Consider the following 18,673-nt stretch of genomic DNA (forward strand, 5'->3'; position numbering starts at 1 on the left):
TTATTTTCCTTCCACAACCACGATTTGGACTGTCAGGGTAGTAGTTACTTTTGGATGCAGTTTGACTGGAATTTTTACAAAACCAGCATGTTTAATTGGCTCTTTTAAGGCGATTTTTTTCTTATCGATTTCTATCTGAAAGGTATCTTTAAAAGCTTTGCTAATCTGTTTAGAAGTTACTGCTCCAAATAATCGCCCATCCTTACCAGCTTTTGATTCGATCTGTAAAGTATGATCAGCGATTTTCTCTCCTAATTCTGTTGCAGTTGCCAACTCTTGTTTTTTCCGTTCCCCATCTAATCGTTGCTGTTCTTTTAAGGAATTCAAATTTCCACCAGAAGCTTCTACTGCTAAATTACGTGGAAGAAGAAAATTACGTCCGTAACCCTCTGCTACTTCTTTGACATCCCCTTTTTTCCCAGTTCCTTTTACATCTTGTAATAAAATTACTCTCATCTTACGTCTCCCCCTCGTTGTTTAGCATATCTTCTAGATGTGATATTAGTTTTACCTCTGCCTGTTCCAAACTAACACCTTTTAATTGACAAGCTGCATTTGTTAGGTGACCTCCGCCACCCATCTCTTCCATGATAACCTGTACATTTAATTTGCCTGCTGATCTCGCACTAATAGCAACCATTTTTTCATCTCTACGCGCGATGACAAATGAGGCTTCTACACCATGTAAATTGACCAGCGCATCCGCAGTTTGCGCAATCGTAATTTGATCATAGTGTTTCTCTTCTTCTCCAACTACTAGTGCATACCGGCCTAAAACGGTTTTGGTATGTTGTAATAACTCTGATCGGTTCATTAGTGAAGTTAAATCTTCACGCAATAAAGATTGCACCATGAACAGATCTGCGCCATGTCTTCTTAAAAAGGAAGCAGCTTCAAATGTCCGTGAACCTGCACGTGCTGTGAAATTTTTGGTATCTACCACTATTCCTGCTAGTAAAGCTGTTGATTCCAAGGGATCTAAAGTCAAATCATCTTGATATTGGAGTAGCTCTGTTACCAATTCACAAGTGGAAGAAGCATATGGTTCAATGTAACTAATCACTGCATCCTCTACATAATCTTCGCCGCGTCGATGGTGGTCTATGACAACGATTTTTTCTGCTCGTTTTACTACTTCTGGTTCTACCACAAAAGAAGGTTTATTGGTATCAACTAAAATCAACAACGTTCCAGGCTCTTCGATTATTTCTAATGCCTCTGAAGCTGTAACTAAGTTTTCCCCCAAAACATGCTGTTCTAATTCTCTCATCAAGCGTTGTGTTGTCATATCTGGTTGATCTACTACCATAAAAGCAGGCCGATCATGCAAAGACGCAAAACGAAGCATACCAATGGCTGCACCTAAAGCATCCATATCAGGATCTTTGTGTCCCATTACCAATACCTGTTTACTATCATCTATCAGTTTGCCAAGCGAACCAGAAATAACACGGGCACGGACACGTGTCCTTTTCTCCATTGCATTGGTTTTACCTCCAAAAAACTTCACTCGTTCCTTACCTTGCACTGCTGCTTGATCTCCACCACGTGCCAGAGCTACTTGTAGTGCAGCTTGAGCATGATTAGAACGATCGACCATATTAATCCCTACGTTGGTAATTCCAATGCTTAGCGTGATAGGTATCTTATGTTGCCTCGTTTGTTCTCTCACCAAATCTAAAATATCAAATCGATTTTGAATTAATTCTTCCAATGTTTGTTGATTCGTAACAACAAACATCTTATCTGTATCGATTCGTTTAAGGGCTATATCATACCGTTTTGCCCACGTAGTTATCGTATTCAAGATATTTGCCTGCAGCTCTGCCTCTTCTTGATCAGATAACCCTTGTCCAGCTTCATCGTAATTATCCAACTGTAAGAAGCCTAGGACCGTTCTCTCTAGTTCAATACGCTTATGCATAGTCGCAAGCGGAGTGACATCTTGTATCATATATAAGCGATGTTCGGTATAATGGGTAAATTGATAGGAACGATTACCCATGATGAGTGAAAAAGATCCTGCTGGAGTTTCTGGGGTGGGAAAAATATCTGAAACAGATTGGTCAATGAGATCTTTATCACCGAACATATCTTGAATAAATGAATTATGCCAGACGATCTTATTTTCTTGATCATAAAGAAATACCCCAATAGGCAACTCAGTCAATGCTAACTCGCTGGAATGATCCAATTGATCGACTAAGTTTCTGGAATAGCAGCGGAATTGTCGTTGAAAAATCGATTCCACAATAAATATGCCTGTTACTAGAATAACAAAACTTATGGCGACTAAAAACATCATCAACCAACTATCTTTCCACCACAAATAGCTGGTCCAAGCTATCCACAATACAACGCAGACCAAAATTAGTCCACGCCATCTAGCAATTACGAATTTCGGCATTTATATTCCCTCACCAACGGATAAATGAGATATCCATGGAACTATATATGTATATTCTACCCCAGATATACGTCTGATCAACTATCACCGAAAAAACTTTATGACATTCCGAGCAGAAAAAACCATAGTTTCATATTGATGGTGGGAAATAATAGGATTAAACTCCAATACTATATCAATATTCCTATATACTTATCACGCTTTGCCTAATGATTTGTAAAAAAATATGCTTTCATGTTCCGAAAAACAATAAAGACAAAGTGTTAAATCATGAGATGGAGTGAAAATACGAAATGGAAGGCTCGAAATTCTAGGTGGTAATATTTTGAATAACCAACCTATTTACAAAGTCAAATCAGCGTTTTTTTGTCAAATAATCATCTAACGTAGAAAGATCTCCATACCATTGTTCTAATTGGTGCCCTTCTGATACGTGTTCGCGTAGTTTTGTTGTTACTGCCTGGTCTAATTCACGAAATGGTAAACCCATTCTACGAGCTAGTACATAGATGGTAACAAGTAAACTAGATAAACTATCTATTATCATATTTTGATTTGCATGGTGCAAACCTTTAAATAAATTAGATATCTGATCCAACACTTCTGTTTTCAACCAATCTATCACACGAATGTTTTTCGCGAATTGCATACCCCGTTCTGGTCGAGACACTCTCATCCCTCCTGTCTTGAGAGATTTCCACAAAACAGATGGGAATTCCTTCCTAATTAAGCGATTCATGGGGTTAATTACGAAATAAATTGTTCTTTCATTCCTGAAAAACTCATTTGAATTTAATATAGATACCTCTGTTCGTATGTTACAGCAAGATAGGGTTGATTTTACATCTAAAGCTACTACATATATGATTCATTTATTTATCTAGATACGGAAGGTATTAAAATCATAGAGAAAGAAAAAACTGCTGACCATATGGCCGGCAGTTTTCGATTTCCTAGTCGTTGGTGTATGCAAGCAATGCCATTTGACGTGCACGCTTGATTGCATGTGTCAACTGGCGTTGGTATTTGGAGCTGGTTCCTGTTACACGACGAGGCAAAATCTTACCACGTTCGCTTACAAATTTACGAAGCAAGTCCACATCTTTGTAATCGATGTACGAAATTTTGTTTACTGTAAAGAAACAAACTTTACGACGCTTATGTCCACGACGACGAGCCATCTTGGGTCCCTCCTTTTTTGATTGGATTTCCGCTTTTTATTAAAAAGGAAGATCATCATCAGACAGATCGATTGGTTTACCTACGCTTTGAAATGGGTCTTGGTTGGACTGTTTTTTCTGTTGGTTTTGGTTGTTGTTATAGCCCATATTGTTATCGCCAAAGTTATTATCACTGTTTTGACTATTTCTCGAATCCAAGAATTTAACGTGATCTGCAACTACTTCCGTAGTCCAAACCGTACGTCCTTCTTGATTCTCATAGCTACTGACTTGCAAACGACCCTCTAGGGCAACTAAAGAGCCTTTACGTGTGTACTTGGCACAATTTTCGGCGAGACCTCGCCATACAGAAATGAAAATAAAATCCGTTTCACGTTCTCCCTGTTGGTTGGTATAATTACGATCTACTGCAAGCGTAAATTTAGCAACAGCAACTCCGTTTTTAGCATATCGAAGTTCAGGATCACGTGTCAGTCTACCAACTAGTACGACCCTATTAAGCACTAGCAACCTCTCCCTTTTGCATGATGATCGGTTTTTTCTCTATTTTTGATCCAAATTAATGGTCAGATATCTCATAACACTGTCATTGATGTTCAGTACACGTTCAACTTCTTGTACTGCATCTGAGTTTGATTGGAACGTTGTAACGGTATAGAAACCTTCACGGTAGTTATCAATCAAATAAGCTAAACGACGTTTTCCCATATCTTTTACTTCTTCTACCTGTCCACCCATATCAGTAACAATCGATTGTACTTTTTCACGAGCAGAGGTAAGAGCAGCTTCATCCACATCTGGACGAACGATAAACATCAGCTCATACTTTGTCATATTTACACCTCCCTTTGGACTAACGGCCCTATGATGACATAGAGCAAGGAGTGAGCTACACTCACACAATACCCTATTCTAGCAAATGACTCTAGCAAAAGCAAGAAGATAAGAACAAGTTTTTGGGATTCAAGATATAAATTTAAAGCAACCTATGGTTTAGGCATGTCACTAAAAAATATCAATATTATTCCCATTCTTTATTTGATTACTTGATTCAACTTTACAACCATACATCAATTGGACATACCCCCTTCTCGATCGAAAGAAAAGGTCCTCCTCCTATATGACTAGGTACACAACCTATTGATTCATCATTGCTTATTTCACTCCAAATTGTAAAAAAATTATTTATTGAAATTTAAGTTATTTTCTGTCTATAATCCTATAGTCCTTGCCTAAATAAATGGGAGAGAATGATGATTGCTATTTTCTATATGGGACCACCGGGTTCAGGTAAATCTACACATGCCCAAAAAACGTGGAATACTATAGAAATCATTAATGCAGATACAATGATGGTGTCCTTTATCAGAGTAAAAAAATTACTTTGTCAACCCTCCTTCACAAAGAGGATCTATCCTATCTTTGAAAAAAGGGCAAGAAACAAATTGAAAAAAGCAATCAAACATGGGAAACCCTTTGTTTTGGATGATACTTCCATCGATTTCGATTGGACAGAATTTGCCATGAAAAAAGCAAAAAAAGCTGGTTACAGGGTATTGCTCATCTATGTCTGCGCCTCTCTAGAAACCTGTCTTACTCGTAATAAGCAACGAGATCGCTTTGTTGACCCAGAGAGAGTCCAAGAAATTTATCATAAAAAAGAAAAGGTGTGGAGTATTCTCTCCAAATCTGCTCATCTGAGCATGACCATTGACACCAACTCTACGATGCCGGGTCATAAGTAAAGAGGAAGACACAAAACCTATCTGGCCGTCTGGATATAGATTCGGACGGCCACCCATTTTTACACATAAAAAACAAGAAAGTCCTCGTTTAAATAGAATTGAAAACCCCGCTTTTATTGTTGTCAAGCTTTGTTTTCTCCGCTTATCCCTCCATCTTCTTTCTAGCTTTTACAATAGACTCAGCCTATACGCCTACTTTTATATCCATTCACATATTAAAACGAAAAGCGGCAATCCCCCCATCTTGAACCACATTTTCCTTGCCTACCAAACTTCCCGTTCTTTTGGATCTATTTTTTATAACATAACTATTGAAAAAATATTACTAAACTAAAATTAAGGTTGGAAAGTAAGCGAAATAAAAAATGAAGAAACGAAAAAGAGAGATCTTTCGGTGGATAATAGCAAAAGCACCCGACCATGGAATGCAACTCTCCATGGTAGAGCGTCTGTTCATCAGATAATGGGGGAGACTTATCCTCACCGCTGATGGACGACTCGAGGTCCTTGGTATAGTTGGTCAGAGCCTTCCGAAGGTGCTCGTGAGTACCTTCAGTACCTGATGATTATGAGATATCGTCAAGGGCACAGACTGCGGCCAGTGCCTCACTGGGACTGTATCTATGATCGTGACAAGCTCATTCAACGAGTCCCTGATACAATCCAAAATGAAACACTTACCTAGGATTTCCAGACCTTTGTACTCGTTTTCAATGATTGACTCGAGAGCCCTGTTGTGGTCGGCCAAAGACTTCCGAAGGTGCCCACGTACAGTTTCGAAGTACTTAAGAGCAACTTCGAAGCTACCTCCATGGGGATCACGAAGATAGCTTTCGGTTTTGGTGAGCTTGAAGATCGCAGTCACTGACGCACTAGGAACCGTACCTCCAATCGTGGAAAGGTTGAACATCGACGTCTTGATCGTCCGCATGAGGAACAGCTCCTCCTTGGTCAGACCAGACATTTGGGAGAGACCCTCTTTCAGAATGAGAGACCTAAAAAGGATTCAACCTATCAAGCTACTTTTTGAATATCTGCAAATACAAAAAAACAAGCCCGGTATCGGACTTGTTTATCCATTATCTTTTATTACTCGATTACACATTAAACCGTAAAGTAATTCTATATCATCTTGAACCACCTATTCCCTTCTCTTAAACGTTTCCCATTCTTTTTCGTCTATTTCATGACTAGCGCTTAATTAGAGAAGGTAAACCGTATAATGAAAGAAATTTTGCTCAGATATGAAGTCGATTTTTTCAGGAAAGCAGCGGCGCCCGGCTCATGGAGATGTTGCATTCCATGGCCGAGTTCCTGTTCATCAGCTGTTGGGGGATGTCTCCCTATCGCTGACTACGAGCGACTGAAGCACAGTCGAGAAGTTCTCGACTGCCTTCAAGAGTGCTTCACGAACGACCTCCCAATCTCCCTTGAGGAGCCGTTCCGCTTCTTTGAGGTTGTTGAGCGGGTTCGCTACCCCATTGGGCAGCGACGCCAGCCCACCGCTCTGGATGAGATTTGCGATCACACGTCGCAGAACCATGATGATGGTGTGCTGCTTCGTCATGACCTCAGGCACCTCATCGTTATCAATGAGCAACTGCAAGGGTGTGTGTGAAGTTCTCAACGGCCTTCGTTAATACTTCACCGATGTCCTTCGGATCACCAGTGAGCCGTTCTCCTTCGTTGAGGTTCTTAAGCAAATCCGCCGCCTCGTTGGGGAGCGACGTCAGTACACCGCCCTGGATGAGATTTGCAATCACGCTCCGCAGACCAGCAATGATCGCGTACCTGTCCTTGGCCATGACAGGCTCTTCGTTGGTGTGATTGGTTACCTTAGACATATTCCCTCTTTTTCTATATCGGGAGTCCAATGGGCTCTTACCTTAATTATAGTTTAATTTGAAAAAACAAAGAAACAAGTCCAATATACTGGACTTGTTTGGTTCGTATATACTGCTTGATAGATTATACATTAAAGCGGAAAGTAATAATATCTCCGTCTTGCACCACATATTCCTTACCTTCCAAACGCATCAAACCTTTTTCTTTTGCCCCCACAAATCCATTTGAAGCAATCAAATCTTCATAACCAACGATCTCCGCACGAATAAATCCACGTTCAAAATCGGTATGAATCACTGCTCCTGCTTGTGGTGCCTTGGTTCCTTTGCGAATAGTCCAGGCACGGACTTCTTTTTCTCCAGCAGTAAAGAATGTATAAAGACCAAGTAAACGATATGCTTCATTGATCAAACGATCCAACCCGGAAGATTGTAAACCGAGCTCTTCTAAAAACATATCCCTTTCTTCTCCATCGAGCTCCGCAATTTCTGCTTCGACTTGTGCACTAATGGTTACTACTCCAGCACCCTCCGCTTTTGCTATCTCCCTTACACGCTGTACATAAGGGTTTTCCTCTGCTGTTGCTACTTCTTCTTCACTCACATTTGCTACATACAGAACATCTTTCATTGTAAGTAAACTGTATGTTTTGAGTTGGACTAATTCTTCCGCAGAAACTTCTGTCATTCTTGCTGGTTTTTCCTCTTGTAGAGTGGTTAACACTTTGGAAAGCAAGTTTTGTTCTTGAACCGCAGCTTTTTCTCCTGTTTTTGCTTGACGAGCTACTCGGTCCAAGCGCTTTTCTACTGTCTCCATATCCGACAAGATCAGTTCCAATTGGATGGTGGACATATCACTCTCGGGATCCACTTTGCCAGAAACGTGTGTGATGTTGTCATCTTCAAAACATCGAACCACATGCAAAATAGCGTCAACTTCCCGAATATGGGACAGAAATTTATTTCCTAATCCTTCGCCTTTGCTCGCACCTTTAACCAAACCAGCAATATCCACAAATTGACATGCGGTAGGAATGACTTTTTGGGGATTGATCAACTCAGTCAACTTGGTTAAACGCTCATCTGGTACATCTACCACTCCAACATTTGGTTCAATGGTACAAAAAGGATAGTTTGCAGATTCTGCACCTGCTCTTGTAATTGCGTTAAATAATGTTGATTTTCCTACGTTTGGTAATCCTACGATTCCTGTTGTTAATGCCACTACTTTTTCTCCTTTACTAATTCAATCTATTTTCATCATTTTGGTCTGCTGATTGTAATACTTTTTTTAACCTTTGCTCAAAACGGGCCCGCGGGAGCAATACACTATGTTCGCATCCTGTACATTTCATGCGGATATCCATACCCATCCGGATCACTTTCCATGCATTCGTCCCACATGGATGCCCTTTTTTCATTTGAACAACATCGCCTAAACCAAACTCTTTTCGTTGCACTATTTATCACCTACTAATAGTGAAAATGATTGATCTTTCAACGGCAGGAGCCAACATACAATAAGGAGAGTAATTTTTAACTCTTCTAATCTAGCAATTCAAATGATAGGACACGTATATATTACCATCTTCTTCCGTATACTGTTAATGAGCTTGAGAGTAATGGAGGGATTACCATGAACCAAACGATTTCCTACAGCATTCTTCACACAGATCCATGTGCAAAAACGGATGTCACTCATTCCGTTGCATCTGTTTTGAGTGAATTTACCTATCATAAAGTAGTATGTGTTTGTATTGGAACAGATCGATCAACAGGTGATTCCTTGGGTCCTCTTGTTGGTACCTTTCTCTCTCAACATGAATCTGATCATTTAACCGTACTTGGCACACTTGAAGAGCCTGTCCATGCTTTAAATTTACCAGAGAAGCTAGACCAACTTCAACGTTTGTATCCTGATGCTTTAGTAATTGCCATTGACGCTTGTTTAGGAAAATTAAAAAGCGTTGGTTCTATACAAGTAGGTTTAGGACCTATTAAACCCGGTGCTGGGGTGAACAAACAGTTACCTGAAGTTGGACAAATTCATGTCACTGGTATTGTAAATGTTGCTGGATTCATGGAATATATGGTACTACAAAACACACGGTTAAGCACGGTAATGCGTATGGCTCAAATTATTTCTGAATCTATTGTAAATGCGATCCAAATGCAATCCATCGAAGATACTTGGCAAAACGAAGTCTAACTAACAGGGGCTAATATCTAGAAGAACATAAAAATAGGGAGACTATGCCCCCCTTTTAACAAAAATCATTGAATCATATGATCTTGTTGAATCATTTCAATAAGTCGTTCTAGTTCACGATCGGAAAAGTACTCAATTTCTATTTTCCCTTTTTTCCGGCCCTGTTTTATCTTCACAGGCGTACTAAAAACTTGTTGCAACATATCTTCATAACGCTTAATGGTTGGTTCCATTCGCTTGGGTTGTTCTTTTGATTTCTGCGGTTGTTGTTGATTTAAACGTTGTATCCATTCTTCTAATTGACGCACACTCGCTCTTTCTTTTATTGTTTTCGTTGCCAATTGAAGTTGGATCTGTCCATCTTTGACGCCTAATAAAGCTCGAGCATGCCCCATCGATAATGTTCCACGTGAAACATCCGATTGAATTTCCATTGGTAGCTGTAATAGCCTCAAAAAATTGGTGACATGTGGTCTGCTTTTTCCAACTCGATCTGATAACTCTTCTTGTGTCAATGTTAATCGGTCCATCAATTTATGATATGCGGTTGCGATTTCCATTGGATTTAGATCTTCACGTTGTAGATTTTCTACCAACGCTATTTCCATCATTTGTTCATCTGTAAACTCACGTATCACAATTGGAACTCGTTCTAGAAGAGCAAGTTTTGCTGCTCTAAGACGTCTTTCCCCTGCAATAACTTCATAACCTCGGATGCTTTTGCGAACAATCAATGGTTGTACAACACCATGCTGTTTGATCGAATCCGATAATTCTTGAATCGCTTGATCATCAAAATGTTTCCGTGGCTGATATGGATTAGGACGAAGTTCTTCTACATTTGCCTCGCTGATCACATCTTCATTTTCAACATCCACCTTTGTAAACAGTGCATCCAAACCCCTACCTAGGCCTTTAGCCATTCGCGACTACCTCCTTGGCCAAACTTACATAACACTCTGCACCACGTGATTTTGCATCATATGCAAGAATAGGAACACCATGACTAGGCGCTTCACTCAAGCGTACATTTCTCGGGATTACTGTTTTATATACTTTACTTTGAAAGTATTTTTTCACTTCTTCCATAACTTGCATGGATAAGTTCGTTCGTCCATCAAACATAGTGAGTAAAACACCTTCAACTTCCAATCGTTTATTCAAATGTTTCTGTACAATCCGTACTGTATTTAATAATTGACCTAAACCTTCTAGAGCATAAAACTCACATTGAATAGGAATCAATACCGACTCCACAGCAGTTAACGCATTGAGCGTAATAATCCCTAAGGATGGAGGACAATCGATAAAAATATAATCAAATTGATCCTTAATTTGTTGGATTGCCCATTTTAATCTCAACTCTCTTGAAATAGCTTGGCTTAATTCAATCTCTGCACCTGCCAACTGAATCGTTGCTGGTAATAGCCATAAACCATCCATACTTGTAGGAATAATCACTTCAGCAGGGTTTTGCTCATTCATTAATACATCATAAACACATTCTTCTACATCTGCTTTGTTAATGCCTAGTCCACTTGTTGTATTTCCTTGGGGATCTATATCTACCAAAAGAACTTTCTTTTTCATCGCTGCAACACTTGCTGCTAAATTGATCGATGTCGTCGTCTTGCCGACGCCCCCCTTTTGGTTTGCAATTGCAATTACTCTTCCCAAGATGTCACCCACTCACTTTTTAACATTTTTCTCTATTATTCTATAGGAAAATCATTTTACCTATCAATCCCTTGTTGCCTTTGGAATGCGAATCATTAGTTCATAAAATTGCTCCGATTCCTCCTCTTGTGCAACTACATCCATTCCTGTCTGTTTAATCATATCCAAAGATTGACGAATTGTATTGACTGCAAGGCGAAAATCCCGTGAAAAAGGTCTGGCTGACTTTCGAGGATTGGGTTTTACTTCTAACCATTTTTTTATTCGCTCTTCTGTTTGCTTTACATTTAGCTCTTTTTCGATAATTTCGAGCAAACATTTCTGTTGTTTTTCTTCATCTTTTAAGGAAAGAAGAGCACGAGCATGCCTCTCTGTGATCGAACGATCTAATAATGCCTCTTGAACAAAAGTAGGTAATTGCAATAAGCGTAACTTATTTGCAATAGTGGATTGACTTTTTCCTAGTCTCTGAGCCAAACCTTCTTGTGTTAAATGATGGACATCTAATAATTGTTCTATCGCTCTCGCCTCTTCTATCGCTGTCAAACCTTCTCGCTGTAAGTTTTCGATCAATGCAGCCGAAGCAGCTTGTGAATCACTAAGCTCTCGTATAATCGCAGGTATGGTAGGAAAATTCAATTTCTTTACTGCACGCAACCTGCGTTCTCCAGCAATCAACTCGTAGTGTTTGCCTTTCTGACGAACTACAACAGGCTGTATAATTCCGTGCAGTCGGATTGTTTGGCACAATTCTTCTAGCCGATCATCTAAGAAAATTGCACGTGGCTGATAAGGACTAGGTTTGATGAGACTAACAGGAATCTGCTTCACCTGTTCGATTTGTTGTTTTTCAGCTAAGCCAAATAGCCGACTAAACGGTTCTTTCATACCATTTCCACCGCCTGTTCATCATTTTCTAAATACGAAGCAGCATTATGCTGAAATTTATGCTATTCCTCTTTTGACATCCAAATATAAATGAGAGGTCCTTTTATTTTAAGTAGCATAAATTTGCTCTTATTCTTTATATTTTCGCTATCTATTCGTTACCACCTGCTAAATAAGTAAAAAATTGGATGTTCCACGTGGAACATTTTCTATCATAGTTATTTATTAATCTAATATGTATTTGAATTCATACATAATAGAATTGTGATACGTCAATAGATGCTTCTGAACAGAAAGTCCTTGATCCTATTACTTGTAATTGGTAGAATCGTTGAGAGGGAACATAGAAAACTACGTGATTTAATCTAGGAGGAAACCGAAATGAGTACACCTGTATACATAGGCAATGATCAAGGTTACTATGGTACGAAAGTAGTAAGTCGTGCTAATGGTAAATTCTATAAAATGTTTATCCGCAATATGGTTGTTCCAAACCGAGTGGGTGAAATCACTTACAACAATGATCCACATAACATCATGTATCGTGAAGCAGATGGGGATCGTGAATGGTTTTGTGGAAAACTCGCAGTAGAGCAATCAGGAGACGACGAATTATTTGATTCCCATAAACGTCGACTATTTAGTCCAACATGGTTCCGTGAACAAGAATATCTTATCATGTTTCGCGTCAGTACTGGTTTGATGCTCCAAGGTAATAATGAGCCAGTCGTTTCTGTAGCATTACCCACCGATAGCTATATCGACTACAAAGATGAATTAAAAAGACGACTTATCGGAAAACACACCTTTGAAGTAAAGCAAGGTAACCTCCCCTATCGCAAAATTGAATTTGAAATTAAGAAAGAAAACCTCTTTGTCATTAGTCAGCCTATGGCTACTTTGTTCCACATTGCCCTTGATCGTGATGGAAAATTATTAAATGAAGACCTCTTTATCCAAAAAGTAAGTATCAATGACTTAGGTTTTGGTACTTCCGATATTGAGACTCTACATGGAGAAACGATCATCAAACGGCAAAGTTTTACCTCCCGTCATGCTATGTTAAATGTATATAACTTATTATCTAAACGCCTACTAGAATTTACTCGTACTGCTGACGCCGAAAACAATGGAAAAGAGTATCCTATTTGGAGTTTGCCTCGTATTGTAAACTCAGGAGAAATTAGTTTTAAAGGAAAGACACATGATGTAAGCGCGATCGTTCAAGAGTGTGTACGAGAAGTTGGTTCCAACCTTGTAGAAGAAGTTTGGCAACGTCTTGATTTTGGTGATGATATCACTTACATCATTCTAACTGGTGGAGCATCTATTCCTTTCAAACCGTTCTATCGTGAACGTTTTGGTGATAAACTTATTTTTGCTGAGGATTATGGAATTGAAGCCCAATTTGCAAATGGCTTTGGCCTTTGTAAATTCTCCCAATCCAAATCTAAAGCTGTTCCTGTTAAAGATTTACTTGAGGCAGCAGCAACGATTCAACAAGAATTTACTGTCCCAGATGCACTCAGTGAATCCATGAATAAAAAACAACACAATCCACAACAAAAAATCAAAAAATAGAATATAATCCTGTTTACAACGTATGAGCACTACTTATTCTCTGAATCCCCCAAGATATTGGGGGATTTTGCTATATATTTCTCTAAACAGGCACGAAGGATCGAAATTGGAACTAGCCTTATGTCGAAAAAAAAGAGATAATAGGATGGAAGAAATGGGCGATCTATATTCATTTAAAAAATAAGAAGGAGGGAGAACGAAAAATGAATGGGAAAGATCAAGAATTTGATACAGTTGTTTTGGGTTTTGATGAGAATTCTAAAGAGACCGTAGAAGCTTTGCAAGAGCAAGGAAAACGAGTTCTTTATATACCTATTGACCCCCAGACTATGATTACAATGATGTCTCAGAAACAAGTCCATTCAACAGCAACGGATGATACGATTACACATTTGCAGGTCCAGCAACATCAAATGCAAACAACTTTTCAAAACGCCACTACATATCTAGTGCAACCAATTGTACAGCTCGTCAAACCAGATGAAGTACATGAAAGGCTTGAAGAGAATAGAGTGGAGGAATTAGAAGAATCCGTAGAATTAAGTTTACATTCTACTAATGATGAAGAAAATGATACTGAAGTCGTGCTATCGGATGAGATTGAGACACAAGAGGTGGCTTTTACCTTTACCGATGTAAATGAGGTTGTAGAACAAAGTCATTCTGCACAAGAATTCACGGATTTGGATCCTCTACAAATACAAACTTCTTCAGAAAATGAGCATTCACACGAGATAGATGGTGAACCAGAAGAACTAGAAGAAGAAATGGTAGAAAACGAAGCTTCAGAGGAACTAGAAGAAGTAATAATAGAAGACGAAGACGCAGAAGAAACAGAAGAAGCAATAATGGAAGACGGAGTTTCAGAGAAACTAGAAGAAGCAATATTTGAAGACGAAGACGCAGAAGAAATAGAAGAAGCAATAATGGAAAACGAAGACGCAGAAGAAACAGAAGAAGCAATAATGGAAAACGAAGACGCAGAAGAAACAGAAGAAGCAATAATGGAAGACGGAGCTTCAGAAGAAACAGAAGAAGCAATAATGGAAGACGGAGCTTCAGAAGAACTAGAAGAAGCAATAATGGAAAATGAAGAAACAGAAGAAAATGAGCAGGATTTTACATTTCCAATGATTACTCCGTTAACAAAAGAGAGTTCTCTGATCGATAACCGTATGCTAGGCATTCGTGGTAGTAAATATAGAGGACTTCAACGTAATGACAAAAATGGACTCTCTGGTTCTATCCTGTCTTCTTACCATTTGTTCAATCCTATTCGAATTGAAGGCGAAGAAGAAAATCTATTACATGATACAATCGAACAAACGGAACAAGTGGAAGAGGAACGTTTAGAAGAACAACTTGCTGAAGTTGTAGATGAATTAGAAGAGGAACCAAAAGAACATACTGTCCAAATACCTGACTTCTTAAACGATAAAAATAATTTCATCTTTCATGGTCCACCTTTACCTGACACAATCGAGTCTTCACTTGATGAAAACATAAAAAAGCAAGAGCTAGAAGAAGCTCTCACAATGCCTGATTTTTCTAATCAAGAAGCCTTTGCAGAAGAAAAAACAGAGAGTGATGATTCTCAGGGATCTTCTTTTGTACAACATAACAAGCTACCCGAAATGGAAGAGCTTCTTTTGCAATCTCATCTAGAAGATGAGCATGTACTTGAGGAAGAAATGATAGAATCCCCTAACTCAGCAGAACAGGATCAAGAAAGACAAGAAGATCCTGTGCCTACAGCAGAGGAAAACGAAACAACAGAACAGGTTGAAAAATCGGATTCACCTACTCTGGTTTTAGATCGAGATATACGGTTGAGGAAAAAGTTTTCTTTTCATCAGTTACATCAAGAGTCGAAAGTAGCACCATCTATCGAACCAGTGAAAAGAGAAAAATCTGTAACCAATCAAGTTGAAGAACAAACAAAAAAACCAGAGGTTTTTCCTCTAGAGCCTTTTTCTTCACGAAGAAGAAATAAAAAAAGCCGTCTTTTTTCTTCACTAGAGGCAACGATACCTAATCCAATCGTACAGCCTAGTAATACAAATAAGACGGACAAGTCGTTTTCTTCCCTAATACAAGAATCGATCATTCATCATGACTCGGAACAAACACCTACAAAAACTGCTGAATCCGAATCGCTAGAAGATGTTGATAAGGAATACCAAGAAGAACAACATGATCATATCGAAACGAGCTCTGATAATCTCAAAATTGATAATATCGAGTTTGAAGAACCATACGGATACAATAGCTTTGAAGATTTCTTTCCTTCCTTTTCAAATAGTAATGATCGGAAGCGACAAGAAATGGATAAGATCGAGAAACGAAAGATTGCTCTAAGAGGTCTTCACAATTTAATTAATAACTTAGGATAAAAGGAAGACTCCCTTGTATAGGGAGTCTTCTCCTATTTTTTTATTCCTGCCCGTTACGATTTCATATTTGAGGTAACTCTTTCCTTCCGTTAAAAGAAAAGGAGTAACCAAATACAAAATAAAAAACCTCAATATAGGTTTTTTATAATGGTGATTTTTTGATTACCCCTGATTTGCGTGGATACTTCATAGGAATAGATTCTTTTTTGTCGATAGTGATTATATTTCTCTCTCCCATTTTTTCTGGCAAAACAAGAGGATGTACTTGGTGAGTAGATTTACCCAAAATAAACAATGCTTGCTTACAGTTAGACATTTCTTCTGTTACATTAGATCCTTTCATTGCTATACACTTCCCACCAACACGCACAAATGGTAAACAGTATTCCGCTAACACATTTATTTTGGCTACTGCTCGTGACGCAACTACATCAAAATGCTCTCGGTAATCGGAGAGTTGGGCAATGTCTTCCGCTCGACCATGTACATATGTTACATCATCCCATCCCAGTTCTTCTCCGACTTCTTGCAAAAAGCGGATACGCTTTTGAAGAGAATCCAATAAAGTCAACTTCAAATGTGGAAATGCAATTTTTAATGGGATACCCGGAAATCCTGCACCTGTTCCTACATCCAAAACGGTTGTAATATCAGACATATTTATTACCCGGGTAATAGTCAGTGAGTCGTAAAAATGTTTAATATACACTTCTTGTTCTTCCGTAATTGCTGTTAGGTTCATCACCTTATTTTTTTCCACAAGCAATCGATAGTAAACTGCAAACTGTTCGAGTTGTGATGAACTCAATTCGTACGCTTCATCCAAATATTTTCTCATGCAGTTCTTCCACCCTGTTCAATATAGATCATGAGAATAGATATATCGGCCGGATTTACGCCAGAAATACGAGATGCTTGGCCTAATGAAACAGGCATTACTTGTTGCAATTTCTCCCTCGATTCAGAAGAGAGACCGGAAATTTTTGTATAATCTACCCAGTGAGGAATACGTTTTTCTTCCATACGCTTCATTTTATCCACTTGTAGCAATGATTTTTGAATATATCCTTCATATTTAAGCTGAATTTCCACTTGCTCCATTACCTCATCGCTCAATTCAACTGGGGCTGGAGATAGTTTCATGATTTCTTGATAAGTTAGCTCTGGTCGTTTGATTAAGTTTGCTAACTCGGTTACATTGTTTATGTCTGGTGTTCCTAACTCTGCCAACTTTGTCTGCACTTCAGCATTCGGAGTTAATTTTGTCTTACGTAGTCTTTCTATCTCTGTTTTGATCGCATTACGTTTAGCTACAAATCGTTGGTATCGATCTTCTTTTATGAGACCAATCTCATACCCCTTATCAGTTAATCGCAAATCAGCATTATCATGACGAAGTAACAAGCGGTATTCTGCTCTGGATGTTAGTAATCGATAGGGCTCATTTGTTCCTTTCGTAACCAAATCATCAATCAGTACACCAATATACGCGTCCGAACGATTAAGAACAACAGGCTCTTTCCCTTGAACTTTCCTTGCTGCATTGATGCCTGCCATAATTCCTTGAGCTGCAGCTTCTTCATATCCTGATGTACCATTAATTTGGCCTGCGGTGAATAATCCAGGTACTAGCTTTGTTTCTAAGCTTGGCCATAATTGAGTTGGAACAATGGCATCATATTCAATCGCATAACCAGTGCGTACCATTTCTGCTTTTTCCAATCCATCAATGGTACGAAGAATATCTTGTTGGACATCTTCTGGCAAACTCGTTGATAGCCCTTGTACATACATTTCCAATGTTTCTCTACCCTCGGGTTCGATAAAAATTTGGTGACGATTCTTATCAGCAAACCGGACAATTTTATCTTCAATTGATGGACAATATCGTGGACCTCTTCCTTCAATTTGACCAGAATACATTGGTGCACGATGCAAATTATCTTGAATATACTGATGCGTTTTTTCATTCGTATAAGTGAGCCAACATGGTAACTGATCCATAATATATGCTTTTGTTTCAAATGAAAAGGCTCGTGGTTCTGTGTCACCTGGCTGAATCTCCATTTTGCTGGTATCTATCGTACGACTATTAATACGGGGTGGAGTACCTGTTTTAAATCTCACCATCTCAAAACCCAATTCCTGCAAATGGTGTGCTAAGTTAATAGATGGTTGTTGATTATTCGGTCCACTCTCATATTGGAGATCACCAATAATAATTTTCCCTCGTAAATACGTCCCTGTTGTTAAAACTACTGTTTTCGCATGATATTCTGCACCTGTACGAGTGATAACTCCTTTACATGATCCATCTTCCATCAATAACTTTTCTACCATATTTTGATGCAATGTAAGATTAGGCTCTTCTTCGATTGCTTTCTTCATCTCTCTTTGATATAAGACTTTATCCGCCTGTGCACGCAATGCGTAAACGGCTGGCCCCTTGCCCGTATTTAACATACGCATTTGAATATGGGTTTTATCAATATTTTTGCCCATCTCTCCACCTAGTGCATCCAGCTCACGGACAACATGTCCTTTAGCTGGGCCACCAATCGATGGATTGCAAGGCATATATGCAATCGTGTCTAAACTTAAGGTCAGGAGTAAAGTTTTACATCCCATACGAGCAGCTGCTAAAGCCGCTTCGCAACCAGCATGTCCAGCTCCAATGACGATTACATCAAAGTTACTTGCTTGATAACTCACTTTTCACACAACCTCTCTGCTTCTATTATTCCCAGA

19 protein-coding genes are annotated in these 18,673 nt (G+C 38.9%); 4 read left to right on the top strand and 15 right to left on the bottom strand.

Annotation, left to right across the window (positions count from 1 at the left end):
• The 6 genes from rplI to rpsF all read right to left on the bottom strand — a co-directional run bounded on the left by rplI (position 1) and on the right by rpsF (position 4,422).
• Positions 1 to 456 (bottom strand): 50S ribosomal protein L9, encoded by a 456-nt coding sequence (gene rplI, locus A3GQ_RS0118035; protein WP_028778250.1) that lies wholly within the window; start codon positions 454 to 456, stop codon positions 1 to 3.
• 1 nt (position 457) lies between these two features.
• Positions 458 to 2,407 carry a DHH family phosphoesterase gene (locus tag A3GQ_RS0118040; protein WP_028778251.1) on the bottom strand — a complete coding sequence of 650 codons (1,950 nt, stop codon included), beginning with the start codon at positions 2,405 to 2,407 and terminating at the stop codon, positions 458 to 460.
• Positions 2,408 to 2,762: 355 nt separating this feature from the next.
• A complete protein-coding gene (locus A3GQ_RS0118045) occupies positions 2,763 to 3,077 on the bottom strand; it encodes a MazG-like family protein (protein WP_028778252.1) in 315 nt (104 codons plus the stop codon).
• A 283-nt stretch (positions 3,078 to 3,360) separates the two neighbouring features.
• Positions 3,361 to 3,588 (bottom strand): 30S ribosomal protein S18, encoded by a 228-nt coding sequence (rpsR, locus tag A3GQ_RS0118050; RefSeq protein WP_028778253.1) that lies wholly within the window; start codon positions 3,586 to 3,588, stop codon positions 3,361 to 3,363.
• 39 nt (positions 3,589 to 3,627) lie between these two features.
• A complete protein-coding gene (gene ssb, locus A3GQ_RS0118055; protein WP_028778254.1) occupies positions 3,628 to 4,092 on the bottom strand; it encodes a single-stranded DNA-binding protein in 465 nt (154 codons plus the stop codon).
• 39 nt (positions 4,093 to 4,131) lie between these two features.
• Entirely contained in the window at positions 4,132 to 4,422 is a 291-nt protein-coding gene (gene rpsF, locus A3GQ_RS0118060) for a 30S ribosomal protein S6 (protein ID WP_028778255.1), read from the bottom strand.
• Between the two features lie 437 nt (positions 4,423 to 4,859).
• On the opposite strand from rpsF, the gene A3GQ_RS0118065 reads away from it, so the two are divergent.
• Positions 4,860 to 5,333, top strand: coding sequence for an AAA family ATPase (locus tag A3GQ_RS0118065; protein WP_245596812.1), 474 nt, complete (start codon positions 4,860 to 4,862; stop codon positions 5,331 to 5,333).
• Between the two features lie 1,321 nt (positions 5,334 to 6,654).
• On the opposite strand, the gene A3GQ_RS0118075 is transcribed toward A3GQ_RS0118065, so the two are convergent.
• From A3GQ_RS0118075 to A3GQ_RS0118090, 4 genes are all read right to left on the bottom strand, one after another.
• Positions 6,655 to 6,900, bottom strand: coding sequence for a hypothetical protein (locus A3GQ_RS0118075; RefSeq protein WP_028778258.1), 246 nt, complete (start codon positions 6,898 to 6,900; stop codon positions 6,655 to 6,657).
• Positions 6,901 to 6,922: 22 nt separating this feature from the next.
• Positions 6,923 to 7,177 (bottom strand): hypothetical protein, encoded by a 255-nt coding sequence (locus tag A3GQ_RS0118080; RefSeq protein ID WP_028778259.1) that lies wholly within the window; start codon positions 7,175 to 7,177, stop codon positions 6,923 to 6,925.
• A gap of 124 nt (positions 7,178 to 7,301) precedes the next feature.
• Positions 7,302 to 8,402, bottom strand: coding sequence for a redox-regulated ATPase YchF (gene ychF / locus A3GQ_RS0118085; RefSeq protein ID WP_028778260.1), 1,101 nt, complete (start codon positions 8,400 to 8,402; stop codon positions 7,302 to 7,304).
• A 16-nt stretch (positions 8,403 to 8,418) separates the two neighbouring features.
• The gene (locus A3GQ_RS0118090) at positions 8,419 to 8,637 is read right to left on the bottom strand and encodes a DUF951 domain-containing protein (protein ID WP_028778261.1); all 219 of its coding nucleotides are present in this window, start codon (positions 8,635 to 8,637) and stop codon (positions 8,419 to 8,421) included.
• A 176-nt stretch (positions 8,638 to 8,813) separates the two neighbouring features.
• Between A3GQ_RS0118090 and yyaC the strand changes: the two genes are divergently transcribed.
• The gene (yyaC, locus tag A3GQ_RS24900) at positions 8,814 to 9,386 is read left to right on the top strand and encodes a spore protease YyaC (RefSeq protein WP_037465484.1); all 573 of its coding nucleotides are present in this window, start codon (positions 8,814 to 8,816) and stop codon (positions 9,384 to 9,386) included.
• A 65-nt stretch (positions 9,387 to 9,451) separates the two neighbouring features.
• Here yyaC and A3GQ_RS0118100 read toward each other — a convergent pair whose 3' ends face one another.
• The 3 genes from A3GQ_RS0118100 to noc all read right to left on the bottom strand — a co-directional run bounded on the left by A3GQ_RS0118100 (position 9,452) and on the right by noc (position 11,951).
• Positions 9,452 to 10,309 carry a ParB/RepB/Spo0J family partition protein gene (locus A3GQ_RS0118100; protein ID WP_028778262.1) on the bottom strand — a complete coding sequence of 286 codons (858 nt, stop codon included), beginning with the start codon at positions 10,307 to 10,309 and terminating at the stop codon, positions 9,452 to 9,454.
• Entirely contained in the window at positions 10,302 to 11,063 is a 762-nt protein-coding gene (locus tag A3GQ_RS0118105; RefSeq protein WP_028778263.1) for a ParA family protein, read from the bottom strand. Before A3GQ_RS0118105 ends, A3GQ_RS0118100 begins: the two co-directional genes overlap by 8 nt.
• A 63-nt stretch (positions 11,064 to 11,126) precedes the next feature.
• Entirely contained in the window at positions 11,127 to 11,951 is an 825-nt protein-coding gene (gene noc, locus A3GQ_RS0118110; RefSeq protein ID WP_028778264.1) for a nucleoid occlusion protein, read from the bottom strand.
• 381 nt (positions 11,952 to 12,332) lie between these two features.
• On the opposite strand from noc, the gene A3GQ_RS0118115 reads away from it, so the two are divergent.
• Together A3GQ_RS0118115 and A3GQ_RS27310 are read left to right on the top strand one after the other, a co-directional pair.
• On the top strand, positions 12,333 to 13,532 hold the full coding sequence (locus A3GQ_RS0118115) for a ParM/StbA family protein (protein ID WP_028778265.1): 1,200 nt from the start codon (positions 12,333 to 12,335) through the stop codon (positions 13,530 to 13,532).
• A 203-nt stretch (positions 13,533 to 13,735) separates the two neighbouring features.
• On the top strand, positions 13,736 to 15,925 hold the full coding sequence (locus tag A3GQ_RS27310; protein ID WP_028778266.1) for a hypothetical protein: 2,190 nt from the start codon (positions 13,736 to 13,738) through the stop codon (positions 15,923 to 15,925).
• A 142-nt stretch (positions 15,926 to 16,067) separates the two neighbouring features.
• On the opposite strand, the gene rsmG is transcribed toward A3GQ_RS27310, so the two are convergent.
• Entirely contained in the window at positions 16,068 to 16,763 is a 696-nt protein-coding gene (gene rsmG / locus A3GQ_RS0118125; protein WP_028778267.1) for a 16S rRNA (guanine(527)-N(7))-methyltransferase RsmG, read from the bottom strand.
• Entirely contained in the window at positions 16,760 to 18,637 is a 1,878-nt protein-coding gene (gene mnmG / locus A3GQ_RS0118130) for a tRNA uridine-5-carboxymethylaminomethyl(34) synthesis enzyme MnmG (protein WP_028778268.1), read from the bottom strand. The genes rsmG and mnmG overlap by 4 nt, the downstream gene beginning before the upstream one ends.
• Between the last annotated feature and the right edge of the window lie 36 nt (positions 18,638 to 18,673).

The organism is Shimazuella kribbensis DSM 45090 (assembly GCF_000428065.1).
GTDB classification, from domain to species: domain Bacteria; phylum Bacillota; class Bacilli; order Thermoactinomycetales; family Thermoactinomycetaceae; genus Shimazuella; species Shimazuella kribbensis.